This window comes from Anaerocolumna sedimenticola, assembly GCF_009931695.1.
GTDB lineage: Bacteria > Bacillota > Clostridia > Lachnospirales > Lachnospiraceae > Anaerocolumna > Anaerocolumna sedimenticola.
Genome location: NZ_CP048000.1, coordinates 4,305,138 through 4,323,459 on the forward strand (window position 1 = coordinate 4,305,138; position 18,322 = coordinate 4,323,459).

General features: G+C 34.6%; 18 protein-coding genes and 2 pseudogenes. 3 read left to right on the forward strand and 17 right to left on the reverse strand.

The features are described 5' to 3' along the window. Positions 1 to 10: 10 nt before the first annotated feature. Both Ana3638_RS19055 and Ana3638_RS19060 read right to left on the reverse strand, forming a co-directional pair. Complete coding sequence (locus tag Ana3638_RS19055) at positions 11 to 1,051, reverse strand: ABC transporter permease (RefSeq protein ID WP_161839444.1); 1,041 nt, start codon at positions 1,049 to 1,051, stop codon at positions 11 to 13. A 12-nt stretch (positions 1,052 to 1,063) separates the two neighbouring features. Next, the gene (locus tag Ana3638_RS19060) at positions 1,064 to 1,981 is read right to left on the reverse strand and encodes an ABC transporter permease (protein ID WP_161839445.1); all 918 of its coding nucleotides are present in this window, start codon (positions 1,979 to 1,981) and stop codon (positions 1,064 to 1,066) included. Positions 1,982 to 2,614: 633 nt separating this feature from the next. Here Ana3638_RS19060 and Ana3638_RS19065 point away from each other — a divergent pair. Continuing rightward, a complete protein-coding gene (locus Ana3638_RS19065; RefSeq protein WP_161839446.1) occupies positions 2,615 to 2,833 on the forward strand; it encodes a hypothetical protein in 219 nt (72 codons plus the stop codon). A gap of 88 nt (positions 2,834 to 2,921) precedes the next feature. On the opposite strand, the gene eno is transcribed toward Ana3638_RS19065, so the two are convergent. After that, positions 2,922 to 4,238: a phosphopyruvate hydratase gene (gene eno / locus Ana3638_RS19070; protein ID WP_161839447.1), complete on the reverse strand. Its 1,317-nt coding sequence runs from the start codon at positions 4,236 to 4,238 to the stop codon at positions 2,922 to 2,924. Between the two features lie 378 nt (positions 4,239 to 4,616). Between eno and Ana3638_RS19075 the strand changes: the two are divergent. Together Ana3638_RS19075 and argH are read left to right on the forward strand one after the other, a co-directional pair. Beyond that, positions 4,617 to 6,124 (forward strand): annotated as a pseudogene (locus Ana3638_RS19075) (carboxypeptidase M32). 266 nt (positions 6,125 to 6,390) lie between these two features. Beyond that, positions 6,391 to 7,767 carry an argininosuccinate lyase gene (gene argH / locus Ana3638_RS19080; protein ID WP_161839448.1) on the forward strand — a complete coding sequence of 459 codons (1,377 nt, stop codon included), beginning with the start codon at positions 6,391 to 6,393 and terminating at the stop codon, positions 7,765 to 7,767. A gap of 135 nt (positions 7,768 to 7,902) precedes the next feature. On the opposite strand, the gene Ana3638_RS19085 is transcribed toward argH, so the two are convergent. The 14 genes and pseudogenes from Ana3638_RS19085 to Ana3638_RS19150 all read right to left on the reverse strand — a co-directional run bounded on the left by Ana3638_RS19085 (position 7,903) and on the right by Ana3638_RS19150 (position 18,251). Next, positions 7,903 to 8,538: an SdpI family protein gene (locus Ana3638_RS19085; RefSeq protein WP_161839449.1), complete on the reverse strand. Its 636-nt coding sequence runs from the start codon at positions 8,536 to 8,538 to the stop codon at positions 7,903 to 7,905. After that, positions 8,531 to 8,815, reverse strand: coding sequence for an autorepressor SdpR family transcription factor (locus tag Ana3638_RS19090; protein WP_161839450.1), 285 nt, complete (start codon positions 8,813 to 8,815; stop codon positions 8,531 to 8,533). The genes Ana3638_RS19085 and Ana3638_RS19090 overlap by 8 nt, the downstream gene beginning before the upstream one ends. Before the next feature lie 205 nt (positions 8,816 to 9,020). Then, complete coding sequence (locus Ana3638_RS19095) at positions 9,021 to 10,619, reverse strand: hypothetical protein (protein WP_161839451.1); 1,599 nt, start codon at positions 10,617 to 10,619, stop codon at positions 9,021 to 9,023. A 9-nt stretch (positions 10,620 to 10,628) separates the two neighbouring features. Beyond that, positions 10,629 to 11,338: pseudogene (locus Ana3638_RS19100) on the reverse strand (ABC transporter ATP-binding protein). 206 nt (positions 11,339 to 11,544) lie between these two features. After that, positions 11,545 to 12,837, reverse strand: a complete 1,293-nt coding sequence (locus Ana3638_RS19105; RefSeq protein WP_161839452.1) for an LCP family protein — start codon at positions 12,835 to 12,837, stop codon at positions 11,545 to 11,547. A 322-nt stretch (positions 12,838 to 13,159) separates the two neighbouring features. Further along, complete coding sequence (locus Ana3638_RS19110; RefSeq protein ID WP_161839453.1) at positions 13,160 to 13,423, reverse strand: metal-sensing transcriptional repressor; 264 nt, start codon at positions 13,421 to 13,423, stop codon at positions 13,160 to 13,162. Between the two features lie 13 nt (positions 13,424 to 13,436). After that, on the reverse strand, positions 13,437 to 13,667 hold the full coding sequence (locus tag Ana3638_RS19115; RefSeq protein ID WP_161839454.1) for a heavy-metal-associated domain-containing protein: 231 nt from the start codon (positions 13,665 to 13,667) through the stop codon (positions 13,437 to 13,439). Between the two features lie 127 nt (positions 13,668 to 13,794). Then, entirely contained in the window at positions 13,795 to 14,628 is an 834-nt protein-coding gene (locus Ana3638_RS19120; RefSeq protein WP_161839455.1) for an undecaprenyl-diphosphate phosphatase, read from the reverse strand. A 258-nt stretch (positions 14,629 to 14,886) separates the two neighbouring features. Beyond that, the gene (locus Ana3638_RS19125; protein ID WP_161839456.1) at positions 14,887 to 15,180 is read right to left on the reverse strand and encodes a LiaF transmembrane domain-containing protein; all 294 of its coding nucleotides are present in this window, start codon (positions 15,178 to 15,180) and stop codon (positions 14,887 to 14,889) included. Between the two features lie 15 nt (positions 15,181 to 15,195). Next, on the reverse strand, positions 15,196 to 15,801 hold the full coding sequence (locus Ana3638_RS19130; RefSeq protein WP_161839457.1) for a hypothetical protein: 606 nt from the start codon (positions 15,799 to 15,801) through the stop codon (positions 15,196 to 15,198). Next, positions 15,782 to 16,300, reverse strand: coding sequence for a hypothetical protein (locus tag Ana3638_RS19135; protein WP_161839458.1), 519 nt, complete (start codon positions 16,298 to 16,300; stop codon positions 15,782 to 15,784). The genes Ana3638_RS19130 and Ana3638_RS19135 overlap by 20 nt, the downstream gene beginning before the upstream one ends. Positions 16,301 to 16,304: 4 nt before the next feature. Continuing rightward, complete coding sequence (locus Ana3638_RS19140) at positions 16,305 to 16,814, reverse strand: RNA polymerase sigma factor (RefSeq protein ID WP_202621514.1); 510 nt, start codon at positions 16,812 to 16,814, stop codon at positions 16,305 to 16,307. A gap of 255 nt (positions 16,815 to 17,069) precedes the next feature. Then, a complete protein-coding gene (locus tag Ana3638_RS19145; RefSeq protein WP_161839459.1) occupies positions 17,070 to 17,684 on the reverse strand; it encodes a GNAT family N-acetyltransferase in 615 nt (204 codons plus the stop codon). 60 nt (positions 17,685 to 17,744) lie between these two features. Beyond that, positions 17,745 to 18,251 (reverse strand): helix-turn-helix domain-containing protein, encoded by a 507-nt coding sequence (locus Ana3638_RS19150; RefSeq protein WP_161839460.1) that lies wholly within the window; start codon positions 18,249 to 18,251, stop codon positions 17,745 to 17,747. Positions 18,252 to 18,322: the final 71 nt, after the last annotated feature.

Genomic DNA, 18,322 nt, shown 5'->3' on the forward strand with positions numbered 1-18,322 from the left:
TCTCCATTTCTTAGCTCTTCATTTTAGGATCAAACGCATCCCTCAGTCCGTCACCGAATAAGTTAAAGCTGAGGATAATAAGGCTGATCATGATGGCTGGTGCTAAAAGCAAATATGGATAAGTATTTAGTCCGTTAACAGCATCACTGGCTAATGACCCCAGAGAAGGCAACGGAATGGCAACACCCAATCCAAGGAAACTTAAAAAGCTTTCCGTAAAAATGGATGATGGAATCTGTAAAGTAGTGGTAACAATCAAAGTACCAATACAGTTAGTCAAAAGGTGTTTACGGATGATTCTGCCGCTGGAGGCACCTAATGCTTTTGCTGCCGTTACATATTCACTCTGCTTTAATGTAAGCACCTGGCTTCTTACAATACGAGCCATACCTACCCAATAAAGTAAGGCAAATACTAAAAAGATACTGATGAGATTGACACCGATAATCTGAATCCAATGAAAACCGGGTTTATTAGCCAGGGTTTCCATTGGATCCTTTATAGCAAAGGATATCAAAACAATCAATAAAATATCCGGTACCGTATAAACAATATCTGCAATACGCATCATAATAAGATCCGTCCATCCGCCAAAGAAACCGGATACGGCACCAAAAGTTGAACCAATAATTAAAATAAGGGCGGAGGCAATTAATCCTACAAGCAGGGAAATGCGGCTGCCGACCATTAATCGTACGGCATAATCACGTCCAAGATTATCTGTTCCCAAAATGTGAGGAAAAACTTTCTCCCCCGCATCGATCTGTGCTTGTTCCTGAGCAGAATAAGTCAAAGGTTTAAGATACTCGGAACCTTGAATCTGCTGATCATATTTATATGGATAAAAACTTGGTACAATAAATGCGAGAACCATGATAACTAATATAATAGCAAGGCAAACCATTGCTACATTATTTTTCTTTAACCGGTTCAGCGCATCTTTCCAAAAACTGACGCTTGGGCGCATCTGTACCAGGCTTAGCTTTTCATCATCAGTAGCAGGCAGAAAATCGTCCACCTTCAACTGAAAACTGAATGTTTTCTGTTTCATTATTTCCTCCTCCTAATTCAGCTGAATGCGTGGATCAATAAGCTTATATACAATATCCACGATAGTATTCATCACGATAACAAGTGTAGCAAGAAAGATCGTGGTTCCCATAATAACGGTATAGTCACGGGTCATGATGGAGCTTACAAACTGTCCGCCAAGTCCGGGAATTACGAAAATCTTTTCCACGATAAAGCTTCCTGTAAGGGTGTATGCCAGCAAAGGACCTACATAAGTAACTACCGGCAGGATTGCATTACGCAGAGCATGTTTAAATAGGGAGAAAAACTGTGATACACCCTTGGCTTTGGCTGTACGTATGTAGTCCTGTCCGATTACGTCCAGCATGGAGGAACGCATCAGTCGTGTTATATATGCTGTCGGATAAAAAGAAAGTGCAAAAACAGGTAAAATATAGTGAAGCGGTGAGGTTAAACCAAAGGTTGGCAGTAAACCTAAATTAACACCGAATATATACATACCGACTGTACACAATACAAAGCTTGGTACGGCGATACCACCGGTTGCTATTACAATGATAAAATTATCTAACCACTTGCCTCTATTAATAGCAGCTATACTGCCCAGCGGAATTCCAATAAGAAGAGCCACCAGTATCGAAATACCGCCCAGTCTTGCAGAAACAGGAAATTTACTGGAGATGATACCGGTCACCTCGCGGCCGCGCTGTTTCAGACTTAGGCCAAAGTCGCCGTGTAAGGCACTAAGCATGTAATTTTTATATTGCACAATCAGAGGCTTATCTAAACCGAATTTCTCCGCAAGCGCTTTTTGTGCCTGTATGCTGATGGATTTTTCCGCAACGAATGGACCACCCGGCACCATGTTCATCAGGAAAAAAGTAATAGTTGCAACTATAAATATTGTCACGATAGCCGCACTCACTCTTTTAAGAATGTATTTACCCATACTATAACCTACCTTTTATCTTTAATTTGACTTGATGATATACTGTATTATAATTGAAAAGATTAAAACACTCAGGAGTTAATTTTTTCCAATAAAATAAAAAATGCACACCCAACATGTTAGAACACACACATCTTTGTGCAATTTCAGTCCTATATACGGATATATATAAGCGATTACATATTAAGTATTAGGAATACATATCATCTTTACAAGTTAAAATAATACTCAAAAAATCATGAAATGTCAAGTGAATTTGATAACTTTATTAAATTGTATACACGTACTTTTGGTGTTAAAATAAAGGAAATGAATACTTTTACATTAATGATATTCGGCAATGTATTTTTGTATGCTATAATATTGATACTGTAAATCCAGTGTTTTAAAGTAAATAAAAATACATTAAAATACAATTATATACACAAAAATTTACAAAAATGCAAATAAAAGTTTAAATATACAGATTGATTATCTTTTGAAAACGAGCTATAGTATTATTAGGAATTATTTAATTAATATCAGTGATTAGGTAAGCTTCAGCTTTGAAATTGTATTAATTGCATGGTATATAGATACAATGTTGGAGTTTTGCAATTACCTAACTATCAATGACAAATAGGGGGATAACATATGACCAGCGAAGAACTCAGAAAAATGAAAGATAAAGGCCCTTATGAGAATATTTTGGATAGCAGTATTACTATGTATGATAAAATGCCATATAAACGTGATATAACAATATGCGGACCCGAAACACTCGTACTTATCAGCGGCAATATCGTCAAATACTACAGGTATAAAGTTGTTGAAGCATATCATATTATGCCGAAAACTCAGGAGAAAATATAATATACTAAAAACAGGAACTACCCGAAAAATTTTTATTTATACGGTAGTTCCTGTTTATTATAACATTATAGTTTAATTAATTATATAATTAATCTCTGGTAATTTTAAATGCGTTCTTTCCGGGATATTCGGCTACTTCCCCTAATTGATGTTCGATACGAAGAAGACGGTTGTATTTAGCTACACGGTCACTTCTGCTTGGAGCACCGGTTTTAATCTGTCCCGCATTAGTTGCAACGGCAATATCTGCTAAGGTTACATCTTCTGTTTCTCCTGATCTATGTGAAACGATAGCTGTCCATCCATTATTCTTAGCCATCTCAATCGCTTCTAAAGTCTCAGTCAGAGTACCAATCTGATTAAATTTAATAAGAACAGAATTTGATATTCCCTGTTCCATACCCTCTTTAATCCGTTTTGTATTTGTAACAAATAAGTCGTCTCCCACTAACTGAATTCTGTTGCCCAGACGTTCGGTAAGTTTCTTCCATCCGGCAAAGTCCTCTTCTGCTAATCCGTCTTCAATGGAGATAATGGGATAACGGTTGCATAAGTCTTCCAGATAATCAATCATAGTATCAACTGTTTTATATTCTCCTGCTTTCCAGAACAGATACTCTCCTTCTCTTCCCGCTTTTTTCGCTTCGTCATACATTTCTGTAGATGCCACATCCATTGCAATATAGAAATCTTTGCCCGGTTCATATCCTGCTTCTTTAATAGCTTTTACAATATAGTCCAGTGCTTCGTCATCGCTTTTAAACTTAGGTGCAAATCCGCCTTCATCGCCAACAGCAGTAACATAACCATCTGCTTTAAGCAGTTTCTTCAGGGTATGGAAAACAGTAGTACTCCACTCAAGACCTTCTGAAAATGTAGCAGCCCCCGCCGGCATAATCATAAATTCCTGTATATTTAAACTGGAATCCGCATGTTTACCGCCATTGATTATATTCATCATCGGAACCGGCAATACTTTGGCATTTACACCACCGATGTACTGATAAAGAGGTAAATTAAGAGATTCCGCCGCCGCTTTGGCAACTGCCAATGAAACGCCTAAGATTGCATTGGCACCTAATCTTCCTTTGTTATCCGTTCCATCTAATGCAATCATCTTTTTATCAATTTCAACCTGGTTGAGTGCATTCATTCCGGTTATGGCATTGGCAATTTCCGTATTTACATTATTAACAGCATTTAAAACACCGTTTCCCAAATATCTTTTTTTATCATTATCCCTGAGTTCCACTGCTTCAAAAGCTCCTGTCGAAGCACCTGACGGAACAGCTGCTCTGCCAATACTACCATCAAAAAGAACAACTTCAACTTCCACTGTAGGATTACCTCTGGAATCCAATATTTCTCTTCCAACAACTTTTTCAATCGCTAAATTCATTCTCATAGTTTTCTCCTTCTTTCCATTATTTACTTATCCGATACTATAAAGTTCCTGCTATCAGTACATAGTTCTTTTTGAAATAATATGTTGTACCGCCCAGAATATCAATTAATAGTATAAACAATCATATTAAATGTATTCATGTTACAAGTTATTCATACTTTCACTTGCAGTTTTGTACATGTGCTTTTTCTTATTCAGAAGAAGTTGTACCTCTTCTAACCCTATTATAACACAAATTCTATAATTTTATGTACATATTTTACCATATTTTTTTCAATTTAATGGTAATTTTTTATCATTAACCCAGTACTTTTATTGATAATTTAAGAAATAGTATGATATACTATATGGCAAATACATCGAAAGGAATTATTAATTATGAATAAATATTTTGATGAACTAATGAAACGTATAGAAAAAACAATGGCTTTTCAAGCAGCACTTACTTTATTTGAATGGGACGCGGAAACTCAGGCGCCCGAAGAATCTATGGAGTATACTTCCACAACGATCGGAATTTTATCGAATGAATATTTTACAAACTTAATTAATGATGATGTTAAAAAATTGATCCATAAGCTCAGTGATGAAAAAGAACAGGAAGACCTGGACTTTAACCAGAAAGCAATTGTTAATGAAGTGAAAAAGTCTATCGAGCAACTGGAACATATCCCACCGGAAGAATATCAGGCATACAGTGAATTAACGGCAAAAGCATCCGGTATCTGGTCAAAAGCAAAGCAGAAGAAAAATTTTGCAGATTTCTCACCTACATTAAATGAAATAGTAAACTATCAGAAAAAATTCGCAGGTTACCGTGCCAAAAAAGGCGAAAAACCATACGATATTTTGTTAAATGACTTTGAAGAAGGCTTTAATATGGAAAAACTGGATGAATTCTTCAAAACAATAAAAGAATCTTTGATTCCTTTGTTAAAAGAAGTTTCAAAGAAAAACGATATGATTGATAAATCTTATAATCATCAGCACTTTGATATCGCAAAACAGAAAGAATTCTGTAAATTTATCAGCGGATATGTAGGTTTTGACTTTAACCGCGGAGTAATTTCAGAAAGTGCCCACCCTTTACCACGAATCTGCACAATCATGATGTACGTATCACCAACCATTTTCATGAAGATAATCTGGAAAGTGCTATTTTCTCCATAATCCACGAAAGCGGACATGGGATCTATGAAATGCATATTGACGATGCCATCACCCAGACACCGGTTGGAACCGGAACTTCCATGGGTATGCATGAATCCCAGTCCCGATTTTTTGAAAATGTAATCGGAAGAAGCGAAGCGTTCTGGAAACCGCTATTTTCCAAATTAAAAGAGACATTTCCCGAACAGCTAAAAGAGGTATCCCTGGATCAATTCATTAAAGGTATTAATAAAGCAGCTCCCGGATTAATCCGTACCGAAGCGGATGAATTATCCTACTCTCTCCATATTATCATCCGTTATGAAATCGAGAAAATGATCTTTGCCGACGAAATTAAAGTAGAGGATTTACCAAAAGTATGGAATGAAAAATATAAAGAATATTTAGGCTTGGAACCAAAGGACGATGGTGAGGGAGTTCTTCAGGATATTCACTGGGCAGGCGGAAGTTTTGGATACTTCCCGTCCTACGCTATCGGCAGCGCTATTTCTGCACAGATTTATTATCACATGCAATCCATAATGCCTATTGAGGAATATTTAGCAAATGGTAATCTCACTCCAATCCGTGAATATTTAAACAATCATATTCATAGATTCGGTAAAACAAAGAATACCAATGAGCTTTTAAAGGATATGATGGATGAGGAATTAAACGCGGATTATTATGTTAAATATCTGACTGAAAAATATAACAAATTATATGAATTGAATTAATATAAATATTTACAGCGATTCAGTCCCTTGCGGTTCATACGATCAAAGCTTCACTTTTTACACACACAAAAAATATGCATCTTATAAATCAATATTTTTTAAGATGCATATTTTTTCACTGCTTTATTCGAACTACAGGGGATTTTTCACGATTTGTGAATAGTTATAAATATTTTACCAGTCCCATATTGATATTTCCCTTGTCATATTGTATAATTAATCTAAATTACGTATATTTAAACATAATAAGAAAAGAGGTATCCTATATGAAATTATGGGGCGGACGATTTACAAAAGAAACCAATCAGTTAGTTTTTAACTTTAATGCTTCCATTTCCTTTGATCAGAAATTCTTTAAACAGGATATAGAAGGAAGTATAGCCCATGTCAAAATGCTGGCAAAACAGGGTATTTTAAGTGATAAAGAAAAAGAAGAAATCATCTCGGGCTTAAACGGAATAAAAGAAGATATAATAAATGGTCTTCTGCCCATTGACCCGAAACAAGAAGACATTCATAGTTTTGTCGAAACCATTTTGATAGAACGTATTGGGGAAGCAGGTAAAAAACTTCATACCGGCAGAAGCCGGAATGATCAGGTTGCTTTGGATATGAAGTTATACACAAAGGATGAACTGCTTCAAATCAAGGATTTGCTTAAAGAGTTACTATCCGTACTGCAAACGATTATGAAAGAAAATCTTGACACCTATATGCCAGGTTTTACCCATTTGCAGAAAGCGCAGCCAATTACTTTAGCCCATCACATGGGAGCATATTTTGAAATGTTCAGACGGGATTCCGAAAGACTGACTGATATCTATAAACGTATGAATTATTCTCCCATAGGTTCAGGTGCCCTTGCCGGTACTACCTACCCTCTTGACAGAGAATATACCGCAGAACTATTAGGTTTTGACGGACCTACCTTAAACAGTATGGATTCCGTAGCTGACCGGGATTATCTGATTGAATTTTTAAGTGCTTTATCCATAATAATGATGCATTTAAGCCGTTTTTGTGAAGAAATTATTATATGGAATACAAATGAATATCAGTTCGTTGAGATCGATGACGCATATTCAACCGGAAGCAGTATCATGCCGCAGAAAAAAAATCCTGATATAGCTGAATTGATAAGAGGAAAAACCGGACGGGTTTATGGTTCCCTGGTTTCCCTGCTTACAACCATGAAAGGTCTTCCCCTTGCTTATAATAAAGATATGCAGGAGGATAAAGAACTAACTTTCGATGCTATGGATACTGTGAAAGGATGCTTAGGGCTTTTTACAGGAATGTTATCTACGATGAAATTTAATAAAGCTGCCATGACCGCCAGTGCCAAAAAAGGATTTACCAATGCAACAGATGCTGCGGATTATCTGGTCAATCATGGTGTTCCTTTCCGGGACGCTCACGGAATCATCGGGCAGCTGGTATTATACTGTATAAGTAAAGACATTGCTTTGGAAGATATGACATTGAAGGAATTGAAAGCGATCAGTCCGATATTTGAAAAGGATATTTATGATGCCATAAGCCTTGAAACCTGCGTTGATAAGCGTAATACGATAGGTGCTCCCGGCAAAATGGCTATGGAAAAAGTAATTTCTATAAATGAAGAATATTTAAAGCACCTTTAAATTTGTTCAAAATAATTTTATATCTGGCTCTTAAGATAAACAAACAGGGGGCTATTGCAAAATAGAGAAATCTGGCTGACTATTCCTGGTTCAGTAAAATTATTTTGCATCAGTCCCTGCTTTTTATCGAAACCGTTATTTGGTTTTTCTGTAAATTAAATAAGAATATAGATTAATACCTATGATACTAATCATTAACACTGCAAATACGGCTATATTTATCATATTCCTTTGTAAAAAACCCATTAATACCATTAGAAAACCGATTACAATAAACATATAACCGCCCGCTTTATGAGTTTTACGCCATACCATATCGTTAGATAGGGTCCACGGGTTTCGAATCCCCATAAAATAATTGCTTTTTAATGCCGGCATATAATTGCCAATGAATATAAAGATACTGCCAATTACAAAAGGTATAAGTAATTTTATATTGACATCCAACTCAAAAGCTGCTGCGACCGTAATCCAGTTTAATAGAATCATTAATAATGCTGTTATGGATTTTAAAATGTTTTTTACCTTAATCTGTTTTTTATTATTACCGATATTGTGCTTGAATCTAATATAATCGTCGAAGATTAACAGTATGATAAAAGGGAATAAACCAATTAAAAATATATATTTTTTATCAGCCCAGTTATCGATTTCCCATGCCACATTCCAATGTATAGGTATTTCTTTCGGCAAACTGGGATAAATGATTATACATCCAATATAGGATAGAATGGATAATATCCATATAATATCTTTTCTGATTTTATTCATCGGATTCACCTCCGCCGTCATTCTTTTTGGTAAAATCAAAGAACCATTTCACCATATTTTCAAATACTGTTATATTTAAGGAGTACACTATATTCTGCCCCTGTCTTTCATCACTTATTAAATCAGCATTTTTCAAAATATTTAAATGATGGCTGATAGAGGGTTTACTTATGTTAAAATAGTCTGCTATCTCTCCTGCATTTTTATCATTTTCCGATAAGAGTTCCAGTATCTTCCGTCTTGTAGGATCCGCCAATGCTTTAAATGCATCATTCAAAAGTACTCCTCCTTTCCTCGTCTACATTCTCTTTAGGTAATTGCGAAACTATATAGTTTTCCGAATATCCTATACAATTAATACGAATTTCAGAGCTTCAGTTGCCCTATGGGACAGATTTGGCTCTGAAATTGTATTAATTGCATGGGATATAGATGCAATAATGGTGTTTCGCAATTGCCTATCTACATTTTCTTTCGCTATTTTACAGGTCAAGAAACTTCTTTTCACCTTTCGTATTGAGATAATGGTAAAGGATAATTGTTACAATAACAATAACCAAAGTGGAAAACGCATTAACATAAACGGATGAGAATTCTCTAAAGACATATAATAAAAGTGCCGGAAAGGCGGCGGCAAACATTCCCCCAAAGGTTGCTACCATAGAGGCTGCACTTTGTTTAATAACAGAAACTTCCGTAGTCCAGTTTAAATTAGGCAGGGAAAGGTTTATAATTAACCCGGATATGGCAGTAAAAAAAGCATATGCAGCCGGCATAACAATCAATAATACGGATTCTGCAAAGGATAATTTAAGTCCGACAGTAAGTAAAATACCATCAAGGATTATGGCAGGTAAGGTTATGGTTAAACTCACGGCAATCTTACTTTGGAATATGGTCTTTGCTAATACAGGCGATATTTTTAAAATCCATAGATTTTTCCCTTCCAGGGAAATGGAACAGGCTGTGATAAAAGTCATAGCAATACACACGGATACCAGTACAGGAGCCAATGTCCCTATAAAACCTGCCGCCTCGGGTACCTCCATGATATTCGCCAAGGTTTCCGGACTCAAAAATATTGTTGCTACAGCTCCAATCGTCATCATTACAACACCAAAAGCAGTATTCATAATATATAAACTGGAAGAAAAATACCTTCTCAATTCTTTACGGTATAATGCCTTAAAAGGACTAGACTGTTCTAATCTTCCAATCTTATAATCTGCACTTGTTTTCGTAGCAATCAGACTGGTATTTATAGCTTTAAATTTATAACCAACAATAGTTGCAAATAAAATAAAGAACAGTATAGAAACGAATAAAAATATCATAAGAGAGATGACATCAAGCTCACATACTGCCTTCCTGTACATTCCGGCTAATGGATAGATACCATCCACCTGTTTTATTAATACGGCACTCATCTGACCTAATTTTTCTTCAGAATCCCCTGTAAATAAAGAAACCCCCATAATTCCGGTTAATAAAGCAAAGGTAAAAATTAAGTTAATCAAGTTAGAATGGCGAAATTTTGAAGCAATAACCGTAATAACAGTACCCAGAAAAGATGCTGTTATCATTGGGATAACCGGGATGAAAATAACCATGACAAGACTGGTAACATAAAAATACAAGGATGCTTCTGCTAACATTCCATAGGCTATAGCCGCCGGAATCATAATAATCAAAGTAAAGGTAATATTGATGATATACAGTAATAGTAAGCGGCTTGTTACTACCTTACTGGTTCTCACGGGCAGTGACATAATCAGATCATAATCTTTAAACCCAAATAAAGTTCCTTTTACTTTATTAATTGTAGTAATAATTGTAATTACGCAAGTAACAGCCATCATCATTTCCGGTAATAATTTTATCATACCAATGGCTTTAAGTGTCATACCAATGGCATAACTATAAGAAAATGAGGCAGCGGTAATGATACAGATTATTAATAAAAATGATACTAAAAAAGTATAACCTTTACTCTTTCGCTCCCGGTTCTTTTTACTTGTTATCATAACAAAATCAAAAGCGGTTCTTAATTGAATTTTTGTCAATAACCATATTTGTTTCATACCCTGCCCCTATTCTTCAATCAGTTCCATGAAAACATCCTCTAAGCTTTGATTTCCCTTAACCGATTCTGTAGTGCCGCTGGCTATTAAATTTCCACCCTTGATTATTGCAATTTTATTACAGAGTTTTTCCGCAACCTCAAGGACATGAGTGGAAAAAAATATTGCGTTTCCCTCTGCGCAGGATTCAGCCATTATCGTTTTTAATGTATGGGAAGCTTTGGGATCAAGACCCACAAAAGGTTCATCCAATATGAGTAATTTGGGATTATGAATAAAAGCTGCTATAATTGCCAGTTTCTGTTTCATTCCGTGGGAATAGGATGATATTAAGTCACCCAGGTTAGGTGTTAATTCAAATAAATCCGCGTATTTTTTCATTCGTACCTCCCTGTCGGCTCTGGTAACAGAATAGATATCACTGATAAAATTCAAATACTGAATTCCCGTTAAGTGTTCATATAAATCCGGATTATCCGGTATATAGGCCGTCACTTTTTTGCAGGTTACAGGATCTTTTTTAATGGATATACCATTTATAAAAATATCCCCTCATCAAAATCCAACACACCTGAGGCAGCTTTCAGTGTCGTTGTTTTACCTGCTCCATTATGTCCGATAAAACCATAAATATCACCTGCTTTTACTTCTATGGATATATTATTTACGGCTCTTTTGCCACCTTTATAACTTTTACTGAAATTTTTTATACTAAGCATATAATTAACCTCCCAGGTAAATTAATTTATATAGATATTTAGTTAATTGTCTAAATATCTCACAACAATATATATATACCTAATTTAATTAAAAGTCAATCATAATTTTAAAAAGAACTATAATGAAGAATCATCGGCTTACGTTCTTGTAAAACAAGTGCATTACAAAAAAAGGACTGTTAGTTTAAATAACAGCCCTTTTCCTATTATTCTTCCGTATCCGTGGTTTCATCGGAACTATTTTCATCGTCAGTACCCGTTCCGTAAATAAACTGATGGATTTCCTGACGCATAGCATCCCAATCTGTAGGAACCACTACGGATTGATTGTATTTACCAATCTGCACATTGTCAAAACCGAAATTACCGTCCGTAGGTATTCTAAGCTGTTCCAATTTACCAACATTTAAGCTTGCTGCTTCTTCCAGATATCGATTGAATTCCGATTGGGTAATGTCAGTATGAATATCCACATCATTTAGAACATCATTCATAAACAGTCCTAACTGAACTATGTTTTTCTTCTTTAATTTTTCGAAAATAGAATTTAATACTGCTCTCTGCCTTTGAGTTCTGCCAAAATCATCATGCTCCGTTTCCGTAGGAACTTTACGTACCCTGCAATAGCCTAATGCCTGATTACCGTTCATCATCTGTGTTCCCTCTTTTACGGTCCGGTTGGCCGGATCTGAGATGTAATTCGTTCTGTTCAGGTAATTTGCTTCCGTACTGGTTAATGTAACTTCCACACCGTCCAGAAGATCTACAATTTTCTCAAAAGCATTAAAATTAACTAATACATATCCATCCAACTGTACCCCGAAATTATTTTGAATGGTTTGATATAATAAATCGACTCCGCCTCTTGCAAAAGCAGAGTTCAATTTATTATTGTCATGACCTGGAATTTCAACATATATATCTCGCATTAAGGAAGTGAGCTTCATCGTATGGTTCTTTGTATTCATCGTAGCAACGATCATGGTGTCAGTATTGGAAGCACCCCCGATTTCCTCAACTCCGAGTAAAAGAATATTTACTACGTCGTCAACAGGTTTCTCAGGTTTATTGGTTTGTTCCGTTGTATTTTCAATAGTATCCGTTGTTTCCTGGGTATTGGAATCTTCATAATTCAATTTTCCATAGATATAATTACCCGCTAAATTAATGATTATCTTTCTCCCGCCGGGAGTAAACACTAATAAACAGCCTAATAGCATAATAACTGAAAAAACGATAGCAAAAATTTTCACACCTTTCGGTATTTTCCCCTTTTTCTTTGGTCCATTGTCCTTTGTACTCGTATCTTTATCCTCCAATTCCATACTGATTTGCTTTGCTAAAGAGGAATTGACTTCATCCAAAAATGCATCTTCATCCTCGTAACCTGCAACATTATTAATATTTTTTGAATATTGATCCAGGCCATTCCCTTTATTTGAATTACTTGATGAACTATCATTCTTCTCATTTGCATTGCGATAATTATCTTTATCCATCCCATTCTCTCCTACAGTTACTAGTATAAAATTTCAGTTATGTGTCGAATTATCTTATATTTGGAAATAAGTTAAATCCCGAACAATTATATCACATGTCAAGTTAAAAATAAAATAATTTTTTATAAAATTAAGAAAAATTAAAATATCATAAGAATATCTTTATATTATGAACATGATTTATGTTCCTATATTAGTTCTTAATTTGAGTATTCTTTCAATCGGGGTAAGTTATTCTAACTCCATAAATAATTCTTAAAATACATTATTAATGCATGCTTCAGGGATGATTAACAACATTTCAAAATAAAAAGAAAAGCCCTCATTTCGAGAGCTTATCCAAAAGTTTTATTATCTCTTCAATTTTTTCATCTTCATTACCTTGTTTAAATCCTTCTTTTACACATGCTCCTAAGTGGGCATGAATGATTTCATTATTTACTTTCCTTAAAATTGCCTGAGTTGCCATCAATTGATTGGAGATATCAATACAATAACGGTCTTCTTCCACCATTTTTAATAAACCGTCAATCTGACCTCTCGCAGTTTTTAACAGACGTGTAACTTTAGTCTTATCAGCTTTCATACCAGGCTCCTGTCTATCTGCCGAAAAGACCTTTTTTCTCTTCGATGGATACTACTTCATAACCTGCTTCGCTAACAGCATCTTTAAATACAGAATCACTTATATCGGAATCTAAACTAACAACAGCTGCTTTTTTCTTAAGATCTACCTTGGCATCCACTCCTGTAATTGAATTTAATGCTTTTTCAACTCTGGCCTGGCAATGGCTGCATGTCATACCTTCAATTTTTATTATTTTTTTCATGATTCATCTATCTCCTTATACATCAAAATTTTGTCTTACTATACCCCCGTGGGGTATATGTATAAATAACAATAAGCTTAATCTTTAAATTTGTCAAGTAAATTTTAATTTACACGTTTACTCCCTATTAAGCTCCGGCTCCGCTAACCAGGAAATATACGACTACAAGAATACCCAATATGATTCTATAATATCCAAATACTTTAAAATCATTTTTCTTAACATATCCGATTAAGAACTTGATTGCAAATATGGAAACTACAAAAGCTGTTAACATTCCTAAAATTAATACCAGTACCTCGTTAGGGGTATAATCAAATCCGAATTTGACCATCTTTAATAAACTGTAACCAAACATAGCAGGGATAGCCAGATAAAATGAAAATTCAGCGGCTACATATCTGGACGTTCCGATTATAATTGCACCTAATATGGTTGAACCGGATCTGGAAGTTCCCGGAATCATGGATAAGAGCTGGAACAATCCGATTATAAAAGCTGTTTGATAAGTAATGTCCGATAATGTCCTAATCTGGGGACTTCTATGTTTATTTCTGTTCTCAATGACTATAAAGAAAACACCGTATAAAACCAGAGTAATAGCAACTGTAATATAATTATAAAAATGTGCGTCAATAAAATCGTCGAACAATAAAACTGCAACTGTTGCAGGTAAACATGCAACTATAATCTTAAACCATAAGGTCATAATATCCATTTTAATAAAAGAGCCTTTTTTAAAATTAAAAGGAAATATTTTATTCCAAAATAAAAATATAACTGCTAATATAGCCCCAAGCTGTATTACGATTAAAAACATTTCTTTAAAATCTTCGTTTACATTTAACTTGATAAACTCATCAACCAATATCATATGACCGGTGCTGCTGATTGGCAGCCATTCTGTAATACCCTCAACAATTCCTAAGAATATTACTTTTAAAATCTCTAAAAAATTCATTAATTCCTACCTTACCTTCCTAAAGCTTATTGTGCGGTTTGGGGACCGCTACTTTATTATATCACAGATGTTCTCCCTCTAGTATCCTAATTTTTAAAAATATGGTAAGGGTATCAAAAATTTTATTCTTATGTCTGCTATATTAAAAGACATAATCAAAAAACTTTGATACCCATAAATTATTTATATAAAATGTCTAAATTATTGAAAAAAATAATATTTTATATTGTTATTACCCGAATATGCCGGCCTGTCAAATTAATAAATATATCTTCCATTTTCAAAAATATACTGCATACATGCCATACCCATGGCGAAAAAGGTCAATACCATAATTAAAAATATAGCAGCCCGGTCATAAATTATACTGCTTTCCTTTTCTTTGTAATGTCCAACTAGTATTTCACACCCTAAAATAATAAATAAAAGCGGCCATAGGTTAAATACCATCTGATAAGTAATTATGCTGGTAAATACCCGGATGATAAATAATACACCAAAAAGTATTAAACCAGACCCAAGGGTAAATGTACCCACTCTATGCATTCTCATTGGATTCCTCCTGTTTTAAAGATTGTCATTATCCTGTCTTTCGTCAGCAGCTGTATCAATAGGTACTATATCAGAAACCAGCTCCGGTTCTTCCCTGTCTAATTCTTTCTTTTTCCCGATAATCATTTTAAAACCAATAAGAATGATTATAATCGAAAATAATACTTTGGATCCGTTCCAACGTAAAGAGTATATAAAATCTGCCAACCCCTCATAGTTCAATCTGGATGCCTGTTCAGCAATAAAATCCAATATATTTTCACATAAAACAATACCACCCAAAAGGATAAGGGTAATTGCAATCGCTTTTTCATATTTTACTATTAAGGATTTTAACTGAATTCCTTCCTGTTTTGGTAAGAAAATATAATTGTCTTCCAGAGTCTCAAATATTCTGTCCGGCAATGTCATCTTGTTAATAGAATCAAAAAAACTATAAAACCATAAGACAGGAAGAGTTAAAAATATTGTCCCTATTCCGGTCCAGCTTCCTAACGCAATAAGGATCGCTGTTAATGCCATTATGGAAACTCCCTGTTTCATAAACCCCATATACATCTGCCCTGCTCCAAACATGGTTGAAAATACAAATGTAAAAAATTTATTTTTCTTTCTTGTCATATCTAAATTCCTCCCTGTTAATTATTTTATTAGCTAAAGCCAATTCGTCCGTATAATCTGTTATATTGTTTGAAAATTCATTTAATTCATGATTTATCTTAATCATAAGGCTCTCCATACGCTGTGGTTCTCCTCGTGAGACATTTTCCCCTGGAGTAAAAAATAATAATACTAAAGCACCGCACATTGCCAATCCAATCTTCATACTAAACGTAAGCAGCTGAAATTTTTTCAGCTGAAGTTTTTTCCAGGGACGTTTATATAAGATTTGCTTATTTTTTTGCTGTACTTTTGATAAAGCCCTGGTCTTCTCTAAAATGTTATCTTTCAAATAATGAGGTGCTTTTATCATTGCCTGCTCTTCTATTAATTTAGCATACTCTTTAGCACAGAAATCACAGGCAGCAATATGTTCCAATTCTTCCATAGTAATATTTTTATGAATCGGATCTATATGATTAGATACTGCACAGTTTATTTGCTTCTCTTCTGTTTTCATAACATTACTCCTTTCTCCATAATTTTCTTAACATTATTTTCGCACGATATACTTGCGTTTGAATAGTTTTTATGTTTTTACCACTCAGTTTAACAATTTCCGATATTTCCTTTTCGTAATAAAAATAATCCAGGGCGACTTCCTGATAAGGTGATTTTAACTGGCTGCACAATTCATACAGCTTTTGTTTAATATCAGTTTCTAATACATATTCTTCTGGTGATGGCTTATTACAATGTAATTCATTAAAATATGTATCTTCCGTAGGTATTACATTTCTGCCTGCCCGCTTTAGATAATCCAGGCATTTATTCGTTGCAATTTTGCAAACCCAGGCTTTTTCATTTTTTCCGTCGAAATTGGTCAGATTTTTATAAGCTGACAAAAAAGTATCCTGAGCCAAATCTTCTGCATCAAAATAACTTTGCACCAGTTTATAGCATATGGAAAAAACCAGATTTCCGTATGTTTCAATTAAATGTTCCAAATAATTATCGCAATTGATTTTTTCCACCTCCTTTTTCCTGCTGCCTGTTATACTAAAGTTATTATATAACCATCCAAATAATAAAACGAGTCAGGATATGAAATTACTTCAAAAATTATAATATTCCTTTTACCCCATATAACTTCGCGGAAATGAACTCGAAAAGGGCAGGGAACAATTGTTCTCCACCCTTTTAAGCCTTAATAATTACTCTATATCTTCTGTTAAAGGTATATGCTCTCGTAATGCCTTGGACGTCAAATAGATTCCGCGCCATGTTATTTATGGTTGCTTTATGAAACAATATTGGCAAAAGCCCGTTCCTTTTTCTGGTATCGTTTTAACCAGTTCAAACCCGAAATGTTGATAAATAGGTACATTTTCAGGTGTAGTTGTTTCTAAAACAATTGGAATACTTATCTCCTTGCAATAATCGATAATCGGTGTAATTAACGCTCTGAATATTCCTTTCTTCCTGTTGTTCTCAGCTATAGCAATTACTTCCAAACGGTAATAATTACCTTTAATGAATTCTTTCTGCCACTTTAGATTGATACTTTTGGAAGTATCTTTGAGATTTTGGGAATATAACTTAAAATCGCTGCTTTTTAGCAAACGTGAAAGCTTAAACTGGCTTAGAATACTTAAAATGAGTACTTTCAATGGCTTGTATTTATTTTTTTCATATCCGATGATAACTGAGTTCAGGTTATCATCGAGACAATACATCTCACATGTTTTATGAAATACGTGTATCTGCAAAAAAAACAGATTATGCAAAAATTCTTTAGGATTCTCTATCCCTTTTGTCTGCTTAATAACCAACTGATCCTCCATAAAGCAATCAGTTAATAGTTTAGCTATAGAATCAAAGTGCTCTTTTGAAATACGGATCATATCTTCCATCCTTTTGACATATTATTCCTACCCGGCTTACCAGATAGAGTCGGTTGATTTTTACTCATTCGGTGATGAAATAACTGAAATATTTCTAGCTTTTCTCCCATCTGCAGATTTAAAGTCATATCTTTTGATAAGCTCCCATAATTCAGTGAGAAATCGGTCGTACTCCTCGTCATCCAGCATCATTACTGAATTGCTGATAAATATTTTATCCTTAGCCGGATCTGGATTTTTGCCGTCTAAATAATTCTGGAACTTTGCGTATTTGCTCATTAAAATGCCTAGTATGTTCTGGGAAGCATATTCTAAAGAATTGATTTCTGAAATCTTCCCGAAATTAAGTGCTAAGGTTCTTTCTATACTCCCTCTGATTTTTTTCTCGGCTACAATCGATATAATTTCGCTATTCAATAAAACATTTATATGGCGGTAAAGGGTAGTCCGGGGAACATCATTGATTTTTTCACAAAGCTCAGTTGCAGTAACACTTTGCTTTGCAGCAATTTCTTGTAAAATTCTAGTTCTGACGGGATTCAGCACGATTTCTATTATGTCTTTCATGAATACTCACCTCCTCATATTAATACCAATAATGATTATAATACCATATTTGGTATTATTCAAGCGTATTT

Coding starts and splice junctions, on each gene's coding strand:
- Ana3638_RS19055 (WP_161839444.1), bottom strand. CDS start 1,051: ATGAAACAGAAAACATTCAGTTTTCAGTTGAAGGTGGACGATTTTCTG.
- Ana3638_RS19060 (WP_161839445.1), bottom strand. CDS start 1,981: ATGGGTAAATACATTCTTAAAAGAGTGAGTGCGGCTATCGTGACAATA.
- Ana3638_RS19065 (WP_161839446.1), top strand. CDS start 2,615: ATGACCAGCGAAGAACTCAGAAAAATGAAAGATAAAGGCCCTTATGAG.
- eno (WP_161839447.1), bottom strand. CDS start 4,238: ATGAGAATGAATTTAGCGATTGAAAAAGTTGTTGGAAGAGAAATATTG.
- argH (WP_161839448.1), top strand. CDS start 6,391: ATGAAATTATGGGGCGGACGATTTACAAAAGAAACCAATCAGTTAGTT.
- Ana3638_RS19085 (WP_161839449.1), bottom strand. CDS start 8,538: ATGAATAAAATCAGAAAAGATATTATATGGATATTATCCATTCTATCC.
- Ana3638_RS19095 (WP_161839451.1), bottom strand. CDS start 10,619: ATGAAACAAATATGGTTATTGACAAAAATTCAATTAAGAACCGCTTTT.
- Ana3638_RS19105 (WP_161839452.1), bottom strand. CDS start 12,837: ATGGATAAAGATAATTATCGCAATGCAAATGAGAAGAATGATAGTTCA.
- Ana3638_RS19110 (WP_161839453.1), bottom strand. CDS start 13,423: ATGAAAGCTGATAAGACTAAAGTTACACGTCTGTTAAAAACTGCGAGA.
- Ana3638_RS19115 (WP_161839454.1), bottom strand. CDS start 13,667: ATGAAAAAAATAATAAAAATTGAAGGTATGACATGCAGCCATTGCCAG.
- Ana3638_RS19120 (WP_161839455.1), bottom strand. CDS start 14,628: ATGAATTTTTTAGAGATTTTAAAAGTAATATTCTTAGGAATTGTTGAG.
- Ana3638_RS19125 (WP_161839456.1), bottom strand. CDS start 15,180: ATGAGAATGCATAGAGTGGGTACATTTACCCTTGGGTCTGGTTTAATA.
- Ana3638_RS19130 (WP_161839457.1), bottom strand. CDS start 15,801: ATGACAAGAAAGAAAAATAAATTTTTTACATTTGTATTTTCAACCATG.
- Ana3638_RS19135 (WP_161839458.1), bottom strand. CDS start 16,300: ATGAAAACAGAAGAGAAGCAAATAAACTGTGCAGTATCTAATCATATA.
- Ana3638_RS19145 (WP_161839459.1), bottom strand. CDS start 17,684: ATGATCCGTATTTCAAAAGAGCACTTTGATTCTATAGCTAAACTATTA.
- Ana3638_RS19150 (WP_161839460.1), bottom strand. CDS start 18,251: ATGAAAGACATAATAGAAATCGTGCTGAATCCCGTCAGAACTAGAATT.